The organism is Bradyrhizobium aeschynomenes (assembly GCF_013178945.1).
GTDB classification, from domain to species: Bacteria; Pseudomonadota; Alphaproteobacteria; order Rhizobiales; family Xanthobacteraceae; genus Bradyrhizobium; species Bradyrhizobium aeschynomenes.
Genome location: NZ_JABFDM010000007.1, coordinates 102,902 through 119,370, shown reverse-complemented (window position 1 = coordinate 119,370; position 16,469 = coordinate 102,902). Strand labels below are relative to the sequence as shown.

Genomic DNA, 16,469 nt, shown 5'->3' with positions numbered 1-16,469 from the left:
GGGCAGGCGATGACGGACACGAACAGCGAGGCGCCGCGGCGCCGCCGCCTGGCGCGCATCGATGACATCGCGCGTCTGTCCGGCGTCTCCGCCGCAACCGTCGATCGCGTCCTGAATCAGCGACCTGGCGTCCGCGCCGTCACGGTGCAGCGGGTGCTGCAAGCTGCCAACGAGCTCGGCTATCTGATGGATGGTACGCTGCCTGCGCAGGCGCTGAAGCCGTGGCGGCTCGGCTTCCTGCTGCCGGCCGGCACCAACCGCTTTCTCAACATGCTGGGACGGCTGATCATCTCATCCCAGGATCAGCTCGCTTCGTTCAACATGCGCGCGCGCGTCGATCACATCGAGAGCCTCAGGCCGGATCTGTTGGCGCAGGAGCTGCTGCGGCTCGGCCGCGAGGTCGACGGCATCGTGTTCATGGCGATCGAGCATCCGGCCGTCCGCGAAGCGGTCGATGTGTTGGCCGACCGCGGTGTGCCGACGGTGACCTTGATCTCGGACATCGCCAACACGCGCCGGATCGCCTATGTCGGCCTGGACAATCGAGCAGCCGGACGTACAGCGGGCTATCTCATCGCGCGCTTCATCGGCAACCGCCCGGCGCAGGTCGCCATGATCGCTGGCAGCCTCAGCTATCGCGCCCACGAGGAGCGCGAAATGGGGTTCCTGCATCTGTTCCGTGAGGAGTTTCCCGACATCGAGGTCGTCGGGCTGCGCGAAGGTCACGACGACGAGGCCAACAATTATCGTCAGACCAAGCTGCTGCTGGCGCGCCATCCGCGCCTCGCCGGCATCTACAACATCGGCGGCGGCGCCGACGGCATCGGGCGCGCGCTGCGCGAGGTCGGCCGCCAGCGTGACGTCGTGTTCGTCGGTCACGGCCTGTCGCCCGACACCCGTGCGATGCTGCTGGATGGCACGATGGACGCCGTGCTCACACAGAACCCCCAGGCCTCGCTGATGGACTGCATCACGATCTTCTCCAGCCTGCGCGCGGGGCGCACCGTGCAGGAAGCCGCCATGCGCGCCCGCACCGAGCTGATCGTGCGGGAGAACCTGCCGTGAGCAGATTTCTCAGCCGGCGTCCTTGCCGAAGCGCTCGACCAGGAAGTCGATGAACAGCCGCACCTTCACCGACAGATGCCGTGTTGGCGGATAGATCGCGTAGAGCGCGAGCGGCGGCGCGGTGTAGTCGGGCAGGATCGCAGCCAGCGCGCCGCTGGCGAGCGCGTCGGCAGCGATGAAGCGCGGGATCAGCGCAATGCCCTGCCCCTTGATGGCGACGTCGCGTAGCACCTCGGCATTGTTGACGCACAGGCTCCAGGCCGGCTGGATCCAGTGATCGCCATCGGCTCCGCTGAGCTTCCACTGATTGCCTGTGAGCAGGAAGCCGTAGGTCAGCGAGGTGTGCCGGCGCAGATCGTCCGGGACCTGCGGCTTGCCATGACGCTCGAAATACGACGGCGCGGCGCAGACGATGCGTTCCACGGGCATGATCCGCCGCGCCACCAAGCTCGACGATTCCAGCTCGGCGATCCTGAGCGTCACGTCGAAGCCGTCCTGCACCGGATCGAGCAGGTCGTCGCTGAGCACGATCTGCAGCTGCAGCTCTGGATAGCGCGCCATGAAGTCGGCCACCACGGGACCGAGCCGCATGGTACCGAACGACATCGGCGCGTTGACACGCAATATCCCGCGCGGCGCGGACTGCGACTGGCTCACCGCCTGATCGGCAGCGTCGAGCTCGGCAAGGATCGAGGCCGCGCGCTCGAAATAGCGCTGCCCGGCCTCGGTCGGACTGGCGTGCCGGGTGGTGCGGACGATCAGTTGCACGCCGAGGCTCGTTTCGAGCTCGCCGATATATTTCGAGATCGCCGAACGCGACAGCCGCAGCTGCCGACCGGCCTCGGCGAAGCTACCGCTCTCGACCACCTTTACGAAGGCCCGCAGGCTACCGAGCTTGTCCATGATCCCCGGATCGTCATTGTCGCCAAATCGTAGACAGAGACGTCACAAGAGCACGGATTGTCTCCAAAACAAAGCCAGCCAATATAGCGCCGTACCAGTTCAACGGCCCGAGGGCCAAGCCACAGGAGACCCACATGCCCGGACTGCACCACGTCACCGCGATTGCCGGCGATCCGATCCGCAATTTCGGCTTCTACACCCGCGACCTCGGCCTGCGTTTCGTCAAGAAGACGGTCAATTTCGACGATCCCGGCACCTACCACTTCTACTACGGCGACGAGACCGGCCGCCCCGGCACGATCCTGACCTTTTTCCCCTGGACCGGCGTGCGGCCCGGCCGCCGCGGCGTCGGCGAGACGCACCAGACCGCGTTCCGGGTGCCGCAGCGCTCGCTCGGCTACTGGACGCAGCGCCTCACCGAGAAGGGCATCGCCTATGAGGCGCTGGAAAAGCGCTTTGGCGAGTCGGTGCTGCCCTTCACCGACCCCGACGGCATGGCGCTCGCCCTGGTGGGCGTGCCCGGCGCGGAGAACGAGCCCGGATACAGCAATGGCGACATTCCGGCGGAGCATGCCATCCGCGGCTTCCATGGCGTCACGCTGCTGCTCGACTCGGCGGAGAAGACTGCCGCTGTCCTCACCGACGTGTTCGGCTTTGCCGAGCAAGGTCGCGAAGGCTCGGTGATCCGCTTCAAGGCTCCCCGCGATGCAGAAGGCAGCGTGGTCGACATCTACGAAGCCAAGGGCTTTCTGCGCGGCGCGCAAGGCGCGGGGTCTGTGCACCACATCGCCTTCCGCGCGGCCGACGACGCCGCGCAGGGCGTCATGGCCCAGAGGCTGGTCGATCGCCACGGCCTGCATCCGACCGAGCAGAAGGACCGCAACTACTTCCGCTCGATCTACTTCCGCGAGCCCGGCGGCGTGCTGTTCGAGATCGCGACCGACATTCCAGGCTTCGCGGTCGACGAGCCGGTCGCCGAGCTCGGACAGAACCTGAAGCTGCCCGCGTTCCTCGAATCCCACCGCAAGCAGATCGAGGGCGTGCTGCCCAACCTCGAGGAGGCCGTATCATGACCGGTGCATTTTCCTTCACTCACCGCTTCCAGCCTGGAAGCACGACGGGAGCGGCGCCGCTGCTGCTCCTCCACGGCACCGGCGGCGACGAGAACGATCTGCTGCCGCTCGGCGCCACGCTCTCGCCCGGCGCAGCCCTGCTGTCGCCGCGCGGGCAGGTGCTCGAGCATGGCATGCCGCGCTTCTTCCGCCGTCTGGCAGAAGGCGTGTTCGACGAGGACGACGTCCGCCGGCGTGCGCTGGAGCTCGGCGCCTTCATCGGTGAGGCACGGCAACGCTACGGCATCGAAGCGCCGGTCGCGGTCGGCTATTCCAACGGCGCCAACATCGCCGCCGCGCTGCTTCTGTTGCAACCCGAGGCCCTGGCCGGCGCGGTCCTGATCCGCGCCATGGTGCCGCTGACCCAGCCGCCGGCCGTCAAGCTGTCACGCAAGCCGGTCCTGATCCTGTCTGGATTGACCGATCCGATCGTGCCCGCCAGCAATTCGGCGAAGCTGTGCAGCCAACTCATCGAGGCCGGCGCCGACGTGACCCACACGACGCTGCCAACCGGGCATCAGCTGTCGCAGGCGGACATCGCACTCGCCCGAGATTGGATCGCCGGATTGCCGCAGGCGATTGCAGCCTGACCAGCATCTGCACTTGCGGCGCCGATCGATCCTGATCGAGAATGCCGATCCGTGTCGGCATCGGACCGCACCATGCGGCTCCGGTGCCGGCGGCAGATGGAAGGGGTTCGGCGAGATGGTCGTGGACAAGCTGTTCATCAATGCGCGGCTCGACCGTGGCGCGCGTCACGCGATCACCGTGCACGACGGCCGCATCAGTGGCCTGCTGCCTGAGACCGAACGCCCGGAGGCGCGCGAGGTGGTCGATCTCGCCGGCGCCCTGGTCGTGCCGGGCTTCGTCGAGGGCCACATCCATCTCGACACCAGCTTCTATGGCGATGCGTGGAAGCCGCACAAGCCGTGCACCAACGGCTTCGACGTGCATGAGCGCGTCACGTTCCAGGCGCAGAACATGGCCGCGGCCGCGCCGATGGATGTGCGCGCCCGCAACCAGCTCGATCTCTGCATCGGCCTCGGCACCACCCGGATGCGCAGCCATGTGATGGTCGACGGCTCGGTCGGCCTCAAATCGCTGGAGACGATTCTGCGCGTGCGTGAAGAATATCGCGAGTTGATCGAAATCCAGCTCGTTGCCTTTCCCCAGAGCGGCATCCTCAGGAGCCCGGGCACGCCGGAGCTGCTCGACGAGGCGATCAAGCTCGGCGCCGATCTCGTCGGCGGACTCGATCCGGCAAGCTTCGACCGCGACGTCGAGAAGCATCTCGACGTCGTGTTCGGCATAGCCCACAAGCACGGCGTCGATATCGACATTCATCTGCACGACCCCGGCATGCTCGGCCTGTTCGAGCTGGAGCAGATCGCCGCGCGCACCCGCGCGCTGGGAATGGCGGGCCACGTCACGGTCAGCCACGCCTATGCGCTTGGCGACTTGCCGGCGGATCCGCTCAAGAAAATCGCCGACGTGCTGGCGACGTCGGGCGTCGCCATCATGACCAATGCGCCGGGCGCGCGGCCCTTTCCGCCGGTGGCGCAGCTGCGCGCGGCCGGCGTCACCGTATTCAGCGGCAACGACAACATCCGCGATTCCTGGTGGCCCTATGGCGACGGCGATCTGTTGAACCGCGCCATGATGGTCGGCTACCGCTCGGGCTTCTATGTCGACGACGAATTGCGCATCGCCTTCGACCTTGTCACCGAGGCAGGCGCCAAGGCATTGCGACTGGCGGATTACGGCCTGCGCGTCGGAGCGCGCGCCGACTTCGTCACGGTGAATGCGGAACACGTGCCGGAGGCGGTGGTTGCCGTGCCTAAAGGGCGCTCCGTGTATAAAGGCGGCTGCCTCGTCGCCCGCGAAGGCCGCATCATCAGGCCGGCGACCTGACCGGCATCATTGCGCCGGCTCGACCGGCGCCTGCGAGCGTGGCGGCTCGGCACGCGAGACCGTCGCTGCTTCGATCCAGCGCGTCACGGCTGTCAGTTGCCCACCGGACTCGCGATAGGCCTGCAGCTGATAGTCGGCCGAGCTGCCGAACTGCATGATGGTGCGGCAGCGCTCGACCTCGGCAAGACACCCGAGCGTCTCGGCATGCGGCGCGACGTCAGCGATCATCCGATTGAGGATCTCCTGGCCGGTCACCGGACCGTCCTCGGTGACGAACAGGCAGTCGGTGCCGTAACGCTGCGCCCGCCATTTGTTCTCGACGGCGATCGCGCGCTCGACATTGCCGACGGCCCCGGCGAGATCCGGGTTGAGATACAAGTGGCGCGCCAGCGCGCGGTACAGCGAGGCGACTGCCACTGCATCATCGACTGCGGTGCAGACGTCGGGCGCACGCAATTCCAGCGTCGGATGACGCAGCGATGGCCGCATCGCCCACCACACATGGCTCTCGTCCGGCATCACACCCGACTTCGTCAGCGCCGCAACATAGCGGTCGTACTGCTTTTTGGACGTGAACAGCTCCGGCAGCCCGGTACGCGGCAGTTCGTCATAGGCAGCGAGCCGATAACCTTTCAAGCCAGTCTCGCGTGAATTCCAGAACGGCGACGACGCGGATAGCGCGATGAACACCGGAATGTAGGGAATCATCGCGCGCATGACCGCGAAGCGCCGCTCGGGATCGGGCAATTGGACATGCACGTGCATGCCGCACAGCATGTTGCGCTGGCCGACGATGCGCAGATCCTCCATCATCTCCACATAACGTGGCCTGGGCGTGGGCTGCGAGCTGCGCCACGTTGCGGTCGGATGCGTCGAACAGGCGAGGATCGTGAGGCCATACTGGCCGGCAACGCTGGCAACCTCGCGGCGCAGGAATTTCAGCTCCTCGCGCGCATCGCCCGCGTCGACATGCACGTTGGTCGCGACCTCGAGCTGCGCCTGCAGCATCTCGCGCATGGCCTGGCCGCCGGTCGACCAGTTCGCGGCCTCGAACAGATCATCCGGCGTGCGGATCGCAACATCCAGCGTCTTCGCATCTGCGAGGAAATACTCCTCCTCGATGCCAAAGGAATACTCGGTAACCTCCTCGCCGCCTGTGGCCGAGCGGATCACCAGCCGACGCTCGTCGTCGCTCAGACCAAGACGGAGCTTCTCCAAGATGCGTGGGTCCAATCCCATGTGATCAATCCTGATTGTATCAAATGCCGTGAGTCTGCAGCCAGGCTTCCAGCAATGCCGCCTGCCAAAGCCGCGAATGCCCTTTTGGGCTCATCTCCGCTTCGGGGTTTTGCAGCATGTGATCGACGAAATCGCGTCGATAGAGCCCGCGCGCGCGCGCCTTGTCGTCACTGAGCACGTCGCGCACGTAATCGAGGAACGGCCCCCTCAGATAGCGTAGCGAGGGGACGGGGAAGTAACCCTTGGGACGGTCGATCACCTCCGCCGGCACGCAGCGCCGGGCGGCCTCCTTCAGGATGTGCTTGCCGCCGTTCCTCACCTTCAGCTCGGCCGGCATGCGCGCGGCCAGCTCGATCACCTCATGATCCAGGAACGGAACGCGCGCTTCGAGCCCGAACGCCATGGTCATGTTGTCGACCCGCTTCACCGGGTCGTCCACCATCATGATCTCGGCGTCGATCTGCAGCACCTTGTCCACTGCGGACGCACCGCCGTGATCGGCGAAAAAGCGCTCGACCAGATCGAGACTCACGTCGTCGCCGAGCAGATCCGGCGTCAGAAGCTGTTGCAGATCCGCATGCTTCCAATCGAAATAGGCGTTCTGATATTGCTGCACGGCATCGTTGGCCGAGAGAAAGCCGGGGTACCAGCTGTAGCCGCCGAACACCTCGTCTGCGCCCTGCCCGCTCTGCACCACCTTGACGCGCTTGGCGACCTCCGATGACAGCAGATAGAACGCGACGGCGTCGTGGCTGACCATCGGTTCCGACATCGCGGCAATGGCCTGCGGCAAGGCCTCGAGCGCGCGATCGCCGTCGATCCGGATCTGCTCGTGATGGGTGCCGAAGGTGCGCGCGATGATGTCCGAGTAGCGAAACTCATCGCCGCTGTGGCCGCCGACCGCATCGAAACCGATCGAGAAGGTACGGATGTCCTCGTGACCCAGCTTCGACAGCAGCGCGACCAGCAACGACGAGTCGAGCCCGCCGGACAGCAGTACGCCCACCGGCACGTCCGCAACGCGGCGGCGGTCGACCGCAGCCGCCATGACATCCAGCACCGCATCCGACCATTCGTCCTCGCTCATCGCCCGATCGGTCGGACGCTGCTCACCGACGTTGAATTGCCAGAAACGCTCGCGGCGGTGCATTCCATCCGGGTCGATGGTCAGCAAGGTCGCCGGCTCCAGCTTCTTCACGCCGTTGAGGATGGTCCGCGGCGCCGGCACCGCGGCGTGGAAGCTGAAGAAGTGATGCAACGCCACCTGGTCGAGCGAGGTGTCGACGTCCCCGCCGGCAAGCAGCGCCGGCAGGGACGAGGCAAAGCGCAGGAAGCCAGGGCCTTCGGTGTAGTAGAGCGGCTTGATCCCCAGCCGGTCGCGCGCCAGGACCACGCGCCCGCTGTCGCGCTCCCACAGGGCGAAGGCGAACATCCCCTTGAAGCGCTGCACGCAGGCCCTGCCCCAGGCGTGGTACGCCTTGAGAATCACTTCGGTATCGCCATCCGAGAAGAAGCGATAGCCCTTCGCCTGCAGCTCACTGCGGAGCTCGCGGAAATTATAGATGCAGCCGTTGAATGCGATGCCGAGCCCCAGCGCGGCGTCGATCATCGGCTGCTGCGCGGCCGCCGACAGGTCGAGGATGCTGAGGCGGCGATGGCCGAGCGCGATCTGACCTTGCACATGGATGCCGGCCGCATCGGGTCCGCGCGCCTGCATCGCATCGTTCACACGGCCGAGCGCTGCCAGCGAGGGTTGGCCGGAATATCTGATCTCACCACAAATGCCGCACATCGCGGATCCAATTCCCTTGTGCTATGTACCTCCGATAACCCTCTGTGATCTCTTGCGTTCCGCGGCGAAACCAGCCTGGCCTGCGGCAAATAGCGGAACGATTTCGGCAGGTCGCGACGCACGCGCGACCAGCACGTGATCCGGCGGCACCTCGATCCAATCCGGCTCCTTGTCGTATGGCTCGGACACCGCGATCACCTGATCGCCGTCCTCGCGATAATAGAGGGAGTTCGCACGGTCGTTGGCGGCGAAGCGAAACGCGTAGAGATCGTGGCCATTGGACAGCGCCGAGGTGAAGCGCATGTGCTCGCGAAGACCGTCCTCATTCACCAGCTCACAAAGCGACCTCAGCACCTTGCGTGTCGCGCCGATCGGATCCTGCTCGATCCCGGCACCGACCATGGCGAGGAACACGGCTTCGGAATCGGTGGTCCCGAGCCGCGACGGATACAGTCCATCCGGAATCATTGCCTCGACCTTGCGGCGCAGCCGGTTCCAGCTGCCGACGAAACCATTGTGCATGAAAAGCCAGCGGCCGCAGGCGAACGGATGGCAGTTCTGCCGCGTCACTGCGGTGCCTGTCGCGGCACGCACATGCGCGAAGAATAGATGCGAGTGCAGATGGCGACAGAGATAGCGCAGGTTCTCGTCCGACCACGCCGGCCGCGTCTCGCGATAGAGGCCGGGCTCCGGGTGATCGCCGTACCAGCCAAGTCCAAATCCATCACCGTTTGTTCCGGCAGTCGATTCGAGCGCACGCAGGCTCTGCGTCACCAGAGAATGTTCCGGCTCGGTGACGTAATGCTCGAACGCGGTGCGCTCTCCGCGATAGGCAATCCAACGGCACATCCCTGCCCCTCCGGACGAACGATGATTCTCGCGACACCTCGAGACGGGTCGCGTTGATTCGGAGGAGGCGGAAACGCCTCAGAGCATCGGCGGTTCCGTGTCGAGACGCTCGATGGGGTTCCCGGCACGAATCATGTCATCCAAGATCATCCCGTCGGACTGGGGTTGGAGGAGCCCGGCTCCGACAACATTCCGGTGCCGGGCGTCTTGTCATTGTCGGTGAGCTCAGGCCGCGCATGCGGACCTGCCATTGGCATGTCCTCGGCCTGCGGCGTCTTCGGCGCTTCGCCGACCATTTTTCGAGGCCCAGCAGCAGGTCCGGGATTGAGGTCGGACGTCTTGCGATCTTGCTCGCTCATCATCATCCTTGAATGCCGGGCCAATGCGAGCGGTCCCGCTGATGGCCCTGATGGAGGTGTTCTGGACGTTGCCCCGGCGACCGTGCGCATCGAGATTCTCACGACCGGGATGCGATCTTGCACATCGATCCTTGGATCGATCGGAGCCGGGCCGTTGTCGCTGCGCCGTTCGAACGAAACGAGTGACATTCTCGGCATCAGCAGTCTGCCTTGCTCTTAAACGTCACCGCAAACCAATCGCCGTCGGCCGCAGCCGTTCCTCGACTACATCTTGCGCGCGACCAGCTTCATGCGCAGCTCGGAGATCGCCTCGCCGGGGTTGAGCCCCTTGGGGCAGGCCTTCGCGCAGTTCAGGATGGTGTGGCAGCGGTACAGCCTGAACGGATCCTCCAGAATGTCGAGGCGCTCGCCGGTGGCTTCGTCGCGGCTGTCGTTGATCCAGCGCGCGGCCTGGATCAACGCCGCCGGCCCGAGGAAGCGCTGCGAATTCCACCAATAGCTCGGGCACGACGTCGAGCAGCACGCGCAGAGGATGCATTCATACAGGCCGTTGAGCTTGTCGCGGTCCTCCTCACTCTGCCGCCATTCCTTCTGCGGTGTCGGCGTGGTGGTCTGCAGCCATGGCTCGATGACCGAGAGCTGTGCATAGAAATTGGTGAGATCCGGAACGAGATCCTTCACCACGGGCTGATGCGGCAGCGGCAGCAGCTGGACGGCGCCGTCCTGATCGCTCATCGACTTCGTGCAGGCCAGCGTGTTCTGGCCGTCGATATTCATAGAGCAGGAGCCGCAGATGCCTTCGCGGCACGAGCGGCGGAAGGCCAGCGTCGGATCGATGTTGTTCTTAATCCAGATCAGGCCGTCGAGCACCATCGGCCCGCAGTCCGAAGTGTCGACCTGATAGCTATCCATCTGCGGATTGCCGCCGACATCCGGATTCCAGCGATAGATGCGAAACTCGCGTAAGGTCGCGCTCTCAGGCCCGCGCCAGGATTTGCCTTCGCGGATCGCGGAGGCCTTGGGAAGCCTGAACTGAGCCATGGTGATTCTCGCCGGTCGTTGGTCGCGACAACCCTCCGTCTCACCGCACGTTCCTCCAACGAGGAGGCGACATCGTCGCACGGCAGCTCACGCTTGGCCGCGCTCCCGCACCAGCCTGAGCCACGCCGCCGCGGCCGGTGACAAATAGGCGCCGCGCCGCCAAGCCATCGCCAAGGTCCACTCGGTGTCGGGCTCGTCGAGCAGGACCAGGCTGATCGGCACCTGGGTGCGTTGAGTAGCGATCATGCGCGGTAGGAAGGCGACCCCGAGACCTGCGCCGGCGAGCTCGGCGATGAAGTCGATCTGGGTGCTCCGTGCGGCCACGACCGGCTCGAAGCCGTTGCGGCGGCAGGCCTCGCGCAGGATGCGGTTGAGCGCGAAGCCCGCCTCGAACAGCACGAACGGCGTGTCGCGCAGCTCGCTCAGCGTGATCGTGTCGCGCCGGGCAAGCGGATGGTCGACCGACAGCAGCGCCATCAGCGGCTCACGGCGGACGATCTGGGCCGCAAGCTCCTCGGCGATCGGCGGCAGCAGGCCGGCGAAGTCGATCTCACCTGCCGCGAGCAGCTCGCCTAGCCGATCGCTGCCATGCTCGACCAGCCGGATCTCGATCTCCGGATACAGCTGGCGATACAGTGCAAACAACGGCGCGAACACCGTGCTCGATCCGATCGGCGGCAGGCCAAGGCGGAGCGCGCCGCGCTTCAGCCCGCGCAGCTCGGCGAGCTCCGCCTGCAGGTCGTCCCGCTCCGCCAGCAGCCGGATGGCGCGGCGATAGACGATTTCGCCGGCCGCCGTCATCCGGCTCTTGTGGCCGAGCCGATCCAGCAGCGGCAGCCCGAGCTCGTCCTCGAGCTGCTTGACCGCCTTGCTGACGGTCGACTGGGTGGCGAACACCACCTTGGCCGCCTGGGAGAAGCCGCCCTGCCGGACAACCTCGACGAAGGTCTTGAGGGTTCTCAGTTCCATAATCGGCCATACTATTCCAATATCGACTGAAAAATAGTCAATCAATTCATTTTGGACATGCTGCAACGCGACATATTCTTCGCGGCACCTGCAGTTTGGAATATCGCTCATGATGCACCGCAACATTCCCCTCTCGCTTCTGCGGCTGCTCCGCCGCAGTCGGTTGGTGCAGATCGGCCTGCTCGGCCTGTTTTGGGCTGCCGGCGAAATCCTGGCGCGGGCAACCGGCCTGCCTCTGCCGGGCGGTATCATCGGCATGGCGCTGGCGCTCGCGCTGTTCCTGGCCGGCGGCCTGAAGGTCGCCAACATCAAGCGCGGCGCCAACTGGATGCTGGCCGAGATGCTGCTGTTCTTCGTTCCCGCCGTGCTGGCGCTGCTCGACCATCGCGAGCTGCTGGGACTGCTCGGATTGAAGATCTTTGCCCTGATCGTCGTGAGCACCACCGCCGTGATGTGCGTGACCGCGCTCACCGTCGATTTCTGTTATCGCTGGAGCGAGCGTGATGACGGCAGCAACGCTGTGGCGTGAGCCGCTGGTCCAGGCTGCGGTCTGGTCGCTGGCAACGATCCTGCTCTATGTGCTTGCCAAGCGCCTGCACCGTCGCTGGCCACGTTGGTGGCTGATGCCGCTCGCGGTGGCGCCCGCATTGCTGATGATCGCGGCGTTGGCGCTCAACGTCTCCTATCGTGACTACATCCGCGGCACGCATTGGCTGGTGGCCTTGCTCGGCCCCGCCACGGTCGCCTTTGCCGTGCCGATCTACGAGCAGCGCGCGCTGATCCGCCGTCGCTGGCCGATGCTGCTCGCCGGCATGGCCGCGGGGAGCCTTACCGCGGTGGCGACCAGCTGGGCCCTGGCCTACGTGCTCGGCATCGACGGCGAGTTGCGGCTCAGCCTGTTGCCGCGCTCCATGAGCACCCCGTTCGCGATGGAGGTCTCTGGCGAGATCGGGGGCATTCCGGATCTCACGGCGGTTTTCGTCGTGCTCACCGGCATCATCGGTGCCGCGGTCGGCGATGTCGTGCTGGCGCGCTTGCCGTTGCGCTCGGCACTTGCGAAGGGTGCACTTTTCGGCGTCGGCGCCCACGGCGCCGGTACCGCGCGCGCCCACCAGATCGGCCGCGAGGAGGGCGCGATCGCCGGCCTCGTCATGGTGTTGGTTGGGTTGATGAACGTCGCGCTGGCCCCTCTGATCATCCAGTTCTTGAGGTAGCCGCTTGGCGGTGATCCAGTGAGGCAAGCCAGTTGCCGATCTCGGCCTGGCGCAGCGCGTCATCGGCTACGTCCTGGTCGAGCCCCAGGCGCCAGAGCAGGTCGCCTCGCGCGCGGTCGTGGTGCAAGGTCGCGAGATCGGCGGCGTAACGCTCGAGCTCGGCGAGATCCGCGAAAAATCCTTCGTCGACCAGCGGCTGGCCGATGAGCCGGATCACGCACGCGACATCCTGCAGGCTGAACTCGGGATGATACTGCACGCCCCAGAAGCGGCCGCGGCCGCTGCGGATCTCGGCGGCCTGCACCTCGCTCATTGCATTGCACGCGGTGACGGTCCCATCCGGCGGCAATGTGGTGACGATGTCGCTATGAATGGCCGGTGCATCGAACACGACGCTTCGCGCCGCATGCATCGGATGGGCTCGCCCCGCCTCCGTCAGCGCGATCTTGCGCGCGAAGCCGACCTCGCGGCCGGCCGGATTGAGCGAGACCTCGCCGCCGGCGGCAACCGTCGCGAGTTGCAGGCCCCAGCAGGAGCCGAACATCGGCACGCCCTGCGCGAAGATCGTCCGCACCAGCTCGATCTGGCGCAGCGCTTCCGGCTCGCGCTGATAGATGTTCAGCGCCGATCCGGTGATGACGATGCCATGATAGGCATCGATCGGCTGCGGCAGCCGTGCGTCGGCGTCGGCCGGCGTGGCGATGTCGACGACGGCTTCCGGCGCCAGCGCGCGCAGCACGTCGGCATAGCTTTCCGACGGCGTGAGGCCAGCAATCTCCGCCCAGCGCCGTCGGCCGGCCAGCGAGTTGCCCTCGAGCACGAGCAGTCTCGGCACCTTCAAACTCCCGCCTGGCTCGTCATGGATTCAACACGCCGCGCAGGAAGCGCGCGCTCCGGTCGCGCACCTCGGGCCGGTTCAGGATCGTATGTACCTCGGCATCGATCACCATCACCTCCGCCCGCGGATCGTCCTTGAGCGCGGCGGCGCAGGAGCCGGTGACGGCGCGGTCCTTGTTCCAGGGATTGGCGGCCGAAAAATACGGATCGCGCGCCGAGATCGCGTTCAGCACCGGCTCCTTCGGGCCGATGCCGAGCCTGGGCGCGGTGACGAAGTAGTTGTCCTCGCAGGACCATGAATAGATCAGGCGAGCGGCGACATCCTTGCCGGCATAGCGGCCGACCGCCACGGCCCCTTCGCTGGTGCCCGCCATCACGAGGCGCTGGCGGTCGACCCAGCTCCAGTCGCGCGCGGCCTTCAGGGCATGGTCCAATTCGGCGAGCCGCAAGGCATGAACGCGCTCATAGGTCGCGACATCGACCGGCGAGGTGTAGGTCAGCCGGTCGGGAATCGCGAGGCTGTCGGGGGCGACCGAGGCGGCGCCGAGCTCGTCGGCCAGCCAGACCTGAAACTCCTTCACCGCCGGTGCCACGCCGCTCGATCCATGCATCACCACGACGAGCGGCGCGATGCCGATCACGTCGGGCGCATCCTCGGCACGTCCCTCCCAGCGCCGTCCGCCCGCAAGCGCCGCCGGCAGCACCAGATTTGCCTTCGCCCAGGTCCGTGCGAGGTTCTCCGCCGACGGCTCCAGCACCGTGCCCTTGGTGTCGCCGGGCTTGTCCGCGGCGACGGCGGCGGTTGCGCAACACAGAGCGGCGGTCAGCAACAGAACGCGCGACCCCCCCATGATCGATCCGACCTTCTGCAAAAGCGGCCCCAGCCTGTCTGGCGCGCATTGCTCGGTTCAATCACGGCATCGGTCTCCGGACAAGCAACGCGCGGCGGACAGAGCATGCAGGGCACCCATGCAGCGATGCCGTCAACAAAGGCGCAGCCGCCGGCGCTGCTCGCGCGGCGTTTCCACCGACCGGACGTGATGGCGGGGAGTGGCCGCGGCATGAAAGATCGCGGGGGGCGCGGCCGCTGGCATGACGCCTGCCTCGCGCGCGCCGCCGCAATCGCCGACGAGGCGCAGCTGCGGCGAAATCGAGGACACGCCCCGCATGCCATCGACCCGCATGCCATCGACCCGCATGTCCTCGCCGCGAGGCCTCGCAACACCGCGGATCTCCGCGGGCGCCAGAGCCAGCAGCGTGGCCCGCAACCCGCGAAGGATGATGGCCATGGCGTGCGACGGCTGCGCCCAGCGAAACCGCCGCGACCGATGTCCGCGCCGGATGCCGCGCTGGCCGCGATGTCCAGGCCCCGTATCGGACTGCGGCGTCAGGCGGTGGGGCTGTTCGGAGGGGCCTACCATGATCAGCAGGTTGCGCATGCGTCTCACCTTCGTCTCGTCCCGGCCGATCGGTCGGCCGCGTTCGTGACGACCATCGCGCAACTGCGGTGACGACAAGCTGTTGGCTGATGTCAGCAACATGTCAGCTCCGCCCTTATCACCGCGGGGCGCCCGCCTTGACGAGCGCGAGCACCTCGGCCTCGTCGAACGCCGCCGCGCTGATCGCCGCCCCCGCGGCAATCAGCTCGTCATGGCCGAGATTGGTGCGCATGCCGATGGTGGTGATGCCGGCGGCCGTCGCGGCGGCGATGCCGGCCCGTGAGTCCTCGAAGGCGACCGCGCAATCCGGCGTCGCATCCGCCGCGCGCAGGCCTTCCAGATAAGGCAGCGGGTGCGGCTTGCCGTGCGGCAGCTCGTCGCCGATGATGACCGCGCGAAACCGGTCCGTGATGCCGAGCCCGCGCAGGATCAGCTCGGCATTGGCGCGCGGCGCGTTGGTCACCGCGACGACCGGGATCGATGCTGCCGCGGCATGATCGAGCAGCGTCATCAGACCCGGCAGCGGCTGCACCGCGCCGGCGGCGAGGCCGCGAAACACCTCCTCCTTCTGTGCCATGATTGCGGCGCGCCGCTCGGGCCGCTCGTCCGGCAGAAACTCGGCGCCGATCGATGCATTGGAGCGGCCGAGCAGTTCGCGTGCCGCACGCGCGCGATCGAATGCGTGGCCGAAGGGCGCAAACACCGCGTTGAAGGCCTGAAGATGCAGCGCATCGGTGTCGGCAAGCGTGCCGTCGATGTCGAACAGCAACGCCTGAAGCTTGTTAAGAACGCCTCGCATCAGCAAATTGACCTCAAACTCATCCGGATGTTGACGCGATCTGATCCAACTCTCGACCACAGCCCCTGTCGTTATCTCTGAAACGGCGTGAAACCGCGACGGGGGAAATTGCGATGATCGGTGATTTGAAAGCGACGTCCCAATTCAGTTCGATACCGAAGCTCGGCGCCGCCGCGGCGCTGCTCTCGACGATGATCCTCGCGGTCCCCAATACGGCGCAGGCCGGCTCGGCGAACGACGAGATGGTCAACGGGCAATACTGCAATTCGCTCTGCAAGGCCTACATGTCCTGGTCTGATCGCATGTTGGCGATCACCCAGCCTCATGCGCGACCGCAGGTCCGCGTCGCGTTGCCGCAACAGAGCATGACGCCGAAGAAGATGGTCAAGGTCGAGACGACCGACCGGGCGGAGCCGCGGGCGCAGCACGCGCCGAAATCGCACCGGCCGACCAACCTCGATTCCTTCGCGCAGCTGCCGGCGGCAAGCCATGCGGCGCAGTCGGCCATGGACGATGGCCGCAGCGACGAGACGCCGGCCGAGTATGCCGCAGCGCGCCTGGGGCGACTGTACGGCACCGATCCCGCCCCGCCCCGCTCCGCCCTCGCCGAGATGCGCCGGGCCACGGCGGAGACCGCCGACATGCGGCTGGTGTCGATGACCGAGCCGGGCCTGTCGCAGGGCGCGATGACGGTGGGCGAAGCCTCGGGTAGCACCCGCTCGAAGATGCCCTCGATCTGGATCATGCTCGCCGCCGTGGCCCTGCTGGCGTTCTTCGGCCATGGCTGGCTGAAGCGGCGGGCCGACGCGGACCACGGGATCAACTGAGGCCCCAGCGACAGGCACGGGTGTGCCGCGATACCCCGCGGGAACCATTCCGGACAATTTGATCGTCCGCCGCGGGCTGCGACAGGCGGCTTGGTTGAACTGACCGCCCCGTT

18 protein-coding genes are annotated in these 16,469 nt (G+C 66.3%); 7 read left to right on the top strand and 11 right to left on the bottom strand.

Features of this window, described 5'->3' with window-relative positions; all coding sequences use genetic code 11:
* Positions 1 to 9: 9 nt before the first annotated feature.
* On the top strand, positions 10 to 1,065 hold the full coding sequence (locus HL666_RS21040; RefSeq protein WP_172111596.1) for a LacI family DNA-binding transcriptional regulator: 1,056 nt from the start codon (positions 10 to 12) through the stop codon (positions 1,063 to 1,065).
* A 9-nt stretch (positions 1,066 to 1,074) separates the two neighbouring features.
* On the opposite strand, the gene HL666_RS21035 is transcribed toward HL666_RS21040, so the two are convergent.
* Entirely contained in the window at positions 1,075 to 1,968 is an 894-nt protein-coding gene (locus HL666_RS21035; RefSeq protein WP_172131299.1) for a LysR family transcriptional regulator, read from the bottom strand.
* Between the two features lie 134 nt (positions 1,969 to 2,102).
* Between HL666_RS21035 and HL666_RS21030 the strand changes: the two genes are divergently transcribed.
* The 3 genes from HL666_RS21030 (at position 2,103) to HL666_RS21020 (ending at position 4,991) form a co-directional block, all read left to right on the top strand.
* Positions 2,103 to 3,041: a ring-cleaving dioxygenase gene (locus tag HL666_RS21030; protein ID WP_172183368.1), complete on the top strand. Its 939-nt coding sequence runs from the start codon at positions 2,103 to 2,105 to the stop codon at positions 3,039 to 3,041.
* Complete coding sequence (locus HL666_RS21025; protein ID WP_172183367.1) at positions 3,038 to 3,670, top strand: alpha/beta hydrolase; 633 nt, start codon at positions 3,038 to 3,040, stop codon at positions 3,668 to 3,670. The genes HL666_RS21030 and HL666_RS21025 overlap by 4 nt, the downstream gene beginning before the upstream one ends.
* Before the next feature lie 115 nt (positions 3,671 to 3,785).
* A complete protein-coding gene (locus HL666_RS21020; RefSeq protein WP_172183365.1) occupies positions 3,786 to 4,991 on the top strand; it encodes an amidohydrolase family protein in 1,206 nt (401 codons plus the stop codon).
* 6 nt (positions 4,992 to 4,997) lie between these two features.
* Here the strand turns inward: HL666_RS21020 and HL666_RS21015 are convergent, their stop codons facing one another.
* The 6 genes from HL666_RS21015 to HL666_RS20990 all read right to left on the bottom strand — a co-directional run bounded on the left by HL666_RS21015 (position 4,998) and on the right by HL666_RS20990 (position 11,240).
* The gene (locus HL666_RS21015) at positions 4,998 to 6,230 is read right to left on the bottom strand and encodes a carboxylate-amine ligase (RefSeq protein WP_172183364.1); all 1,233 of its coding nucleotides are present in this window, start codon (positions 6,228 to 6,230) and stop codon (positions 4,998 to 5,000) included.
* Positions 6,231 to 6,249: 19 nt separating this feature from the next.
* Positions 6,250 to 8,022: an N-acetylglutaminylglutamine amidotransferase gene (locus HL666_RS21010; protein WP_172183362.1), complete on the bottom strand. Its 1,773-nt coding sequence runs from the start codon at positions 8,020 to 8,022 to the stop codon at positions 6,250 to 6,252.
* Positions 8,023 to 8,043: 21 nt separating this feature from the next.
* Positions 8,044 to 8,871 (bottom strand): class II glutamine amidotransferase, encoded by an 828-nt coding sequence (locus tag HL666_RS21005; RefSeq protein WP_172111603.1) that lies wholly within the window; start codon positions 8,869 to 8,871, stop codon positions 8,044 to 8,046.
* 146 nt (positions 8,872 to 9,017) lie between these two features.
* Positions 9,018 to 9,230, bottom strand: coding sequence for a hypothetical protein (locus HL666_RS21000; RefSeq protein WP_311976086.1), 213 nt, complete (start codon positions 9,228 to 9,230; stop codon positions 9,018 to 9,020).
* Positions 9,231 to 9,494: 264 nt separating this feature from the next.
* The gene (locus HL666_RS20995) at positions 9,495 to 10,271 is read right to left on the bottom strand and encodes a succinate dehydrogenase iron-sulfur subunit (protein WP_172111604.1); all 777 of its coding nucleotides are present in this window, start codon (positions 10,269 to 10,271) and stop codon (positions 9,495 to 9,497) included.
* 87 nt (positions 10,272 to 10,358) lie between these two features.
* The gene (locus HL666_RS20990) at positions 10,359 to 11,240 is read right to left on the bottom strand and encodes a LysR family transcriptional regulator (RefSeq protein ID WP_172183359.1); all 882 of its coding nucleotides are present in this window, start codon (positions 11,238 to 11,240) and stop codon (positions 10,359 to 10,361) included.
* A 109-nt stretch (positions 11,241 to 11,349) separates the two neighbouring features.
* Here HL666_RS20990 and HL666_RS20985 point away from each other — a divergent pair, with 109 nt between their 5' ends.
* Both HL666_RS20985 and HL666_RS20980 read left to right on the top strand, forming a co-directional pair.
* Complete coding sequence (locus HL666_RS20985; protein ID WP_172183358.1) at positions 11,350 to 11,769, top strand: CidA/LrgA family protein; 420 nt, start codon at positions 11,350 to 11,352, stop codon at positions 11,767 to 11,769.
* A complete protein-coding gene (locus HL666_RS20980; RefSeq protein ID WP_172183356.1) occupies positions 11,744 to 12,454 on the top strand; it encodes an LrgB family protein in 711 nt (236 codons plus the stop codon). The genes HL666_RS20985 and HL666_RS20980 overlap by 26 nt, the downstream gene beginning before the upstream one ends.
* Here the strand turns inward: HL666_RS20980 and HL666_RS20975 are convergent.
* The 4 genes from HL666_RS20975 to HL666_RS20960 form a co-directional block, all read right to left on the bottom strand.
* Entirely contained in the window at positions 12,435 to 13,289 is an 855-nt protein-coding gene (locus tag HL666_RS20975; protein WP_172111608.1) for a type 1 glutamine amidotransferase, read from the bottom strand. The genes HL666_RS20980 and HL666_RS20975 overlap by 20 nt on opposite strands.
* A gap of 22 nt (positions 13,290 to 13,311) precedes the next feature.
* On the bottom strand, positions 13,312 to 14,142 hold the full coding sequence (locus HL666_RS20970) for a dienelactone hydrolase family protein (protein ID WP_172183355.1): 831 nt from the start codon (positions 14,140 to 14,142) through the stop codon (positions 13,312 to 13,314).
* A 132-nt stretch (positions 14,143 to 14,274) separates the two neighbouring features.
* The gene (locus HL666_RS20965; RefSeq protein ID WP_172131307.1) at positions 14,275 to 14,730 is read right to left on the bottom strand and encodes a hypothetical protein; all 456 of its coding nucleotides are present in this window, start codon (positions 14,728 to 14,730) and stop codon (positions 14,275 to 14,277) included.
* A gap of 118 nt (positions 14,731 to 14,848) precedes the next feature.
* On the bottom strand, positions 14,849 to 15,535 hold the full coding sequence (locus tag HL666_RS20960; protein WP_172111611.1) for an HAD family hydrolase: 687 nt from the start codon (positions 15,533 to 15,535) through the stop codon (positions 14,849 to 14,851).
* A 107-nt stretch (positions 15,536 to 15,642) separates the two neighbouring features.
* Between HL666_RS20960 and HL666_RS20955 the strand changes: the two genes are divergently transcribed.
* Positions 15,643 to 16,356 carry a hypothetical protein gene (locus tag HL666_RS20955; protein ID WP_172131308.1) on the top strand — a complete coding sequence of 238 codons (714 nt, stop codon included), beginning with the start codon at positions 15,643 to 15,645 and terminating at the stop codon, positions 16,354 to 16,356.
* Positions 16,357 to 16,469: the final 113 nt, after the last annotated feature.

Bases quoted from the DNA above. Each gene is read 5' to 3' on its own strand.
- HL666_RS21040 (WP_172111596.1), top strand. From the start codon at position 10: ATGACGGACACGAACAGCGAGGCGCCGCGGCGCCGCCGCCTGGCGCGC.
- HL666_RS21035 (WP_172131299.1), bottom strand. From the start codon at position 1,968: ATGGACAAGCTCGGTAGCCTGCGGGCCTTCGTAAAGGTGGTCGAGAGC.
- HL666_RS21030 (WP_172183368.1), top strand. From the start codon at position 2,103: ATGCCCGGACTGCACCACGTCACCGCGATTGCCGGCGATCCGATCCGC.
- HL666_RS21025 (WP_172183367.1), top strand. From the start codon at position 3,038: ATGACCGGTGCATTTTCCTTCACTCACCGCTTCCAGCCTGGAAGCACG.
- HL666_RS21020 (WP_172183365.1), top strand. From the start codon at position 3,786: ATGGTCGTGGACAAGCTGTTCATCAATGCGCGGCTCGACCGTGGCGCG.
- HL666_RS21015 (WP_172183364.1), bottom strand. From the start codon at position 6,230: ATGGGATTGGACCCACGCATCTTGGAGAAGCTCCGTCTTGGTCTGAGC.
- HL666_RS21010 (WP_172183362.1), bottom strand. From the start codon at position 8,022: ATGTGCGGCATTTGTGGTGAGATCAGATATTCCGGCCAACCCTCGCTG.
- HL666_RS21005 (WP_172111603.1), bottom strand. From the start codon at position 8,871: ATGTGCCGTTGGATTGCCTATCGCGGAGAGCGCACCGCGTTCGAGCAT.
- HL666_RS21000 (WP_311976086.1), bottom strand. From the start codon at position 9,230: ATGAGCGAGCAAGATCGCAAGACGTCCGACCTCAATCCCGGACCTGCT.
- HL666_RS20995 (WP_172111604.1), bottom strand. From the start codon at position 10,271: ATGGCTCAGTTCAGGCTTCCCAAGGCCTCCGCGATCCGCGAAGGCAAA.
- HL666_RS20990 (WP_172183359.1), bottom strand. From the start codon at position 11,240: ATGGAACTGAGAACCCTCAAGACCTTCGTCGAGGTTGTCCGGCAGGGC.
- HL666_RS20985 (WP_172183358.1), top strand. From the start codon at position 11,350: ATGATGCACCGCAACATTCCCCTCTCGCTTCTGCGGCTGCTCCGCCGC.
- HL666_RS20980 (WP_172183356.1), top strand. From the start codon at position 11,744: ATGACGGCAGCAACGCTGTGGCGTGAGCCGCTGGTCCAGGCTGCGGTC.
- HL666_RS20970 (WP_172183355.1), bottom strand. From the start codon at position 14,142: ATGGGGGGGTCGCGCGTTCTGTTGCTGACCGCCGCTCTGTGTTGCGCA.
- HL666_RS20965 (WP_172131307.1), bottom strand. From the start codon at position 14,730: ATGCGCAACCTGCTGATCATGGTAGGCCCCTCCGAACAGCCCCACCGC.
- HL666_RS20955 (WP_172131308.1), top strand. From the start codon at position 15,643: ATGATCGGTGATTTGAAAGCGACGTCCCAATTCAGTTCGATACCGAAG.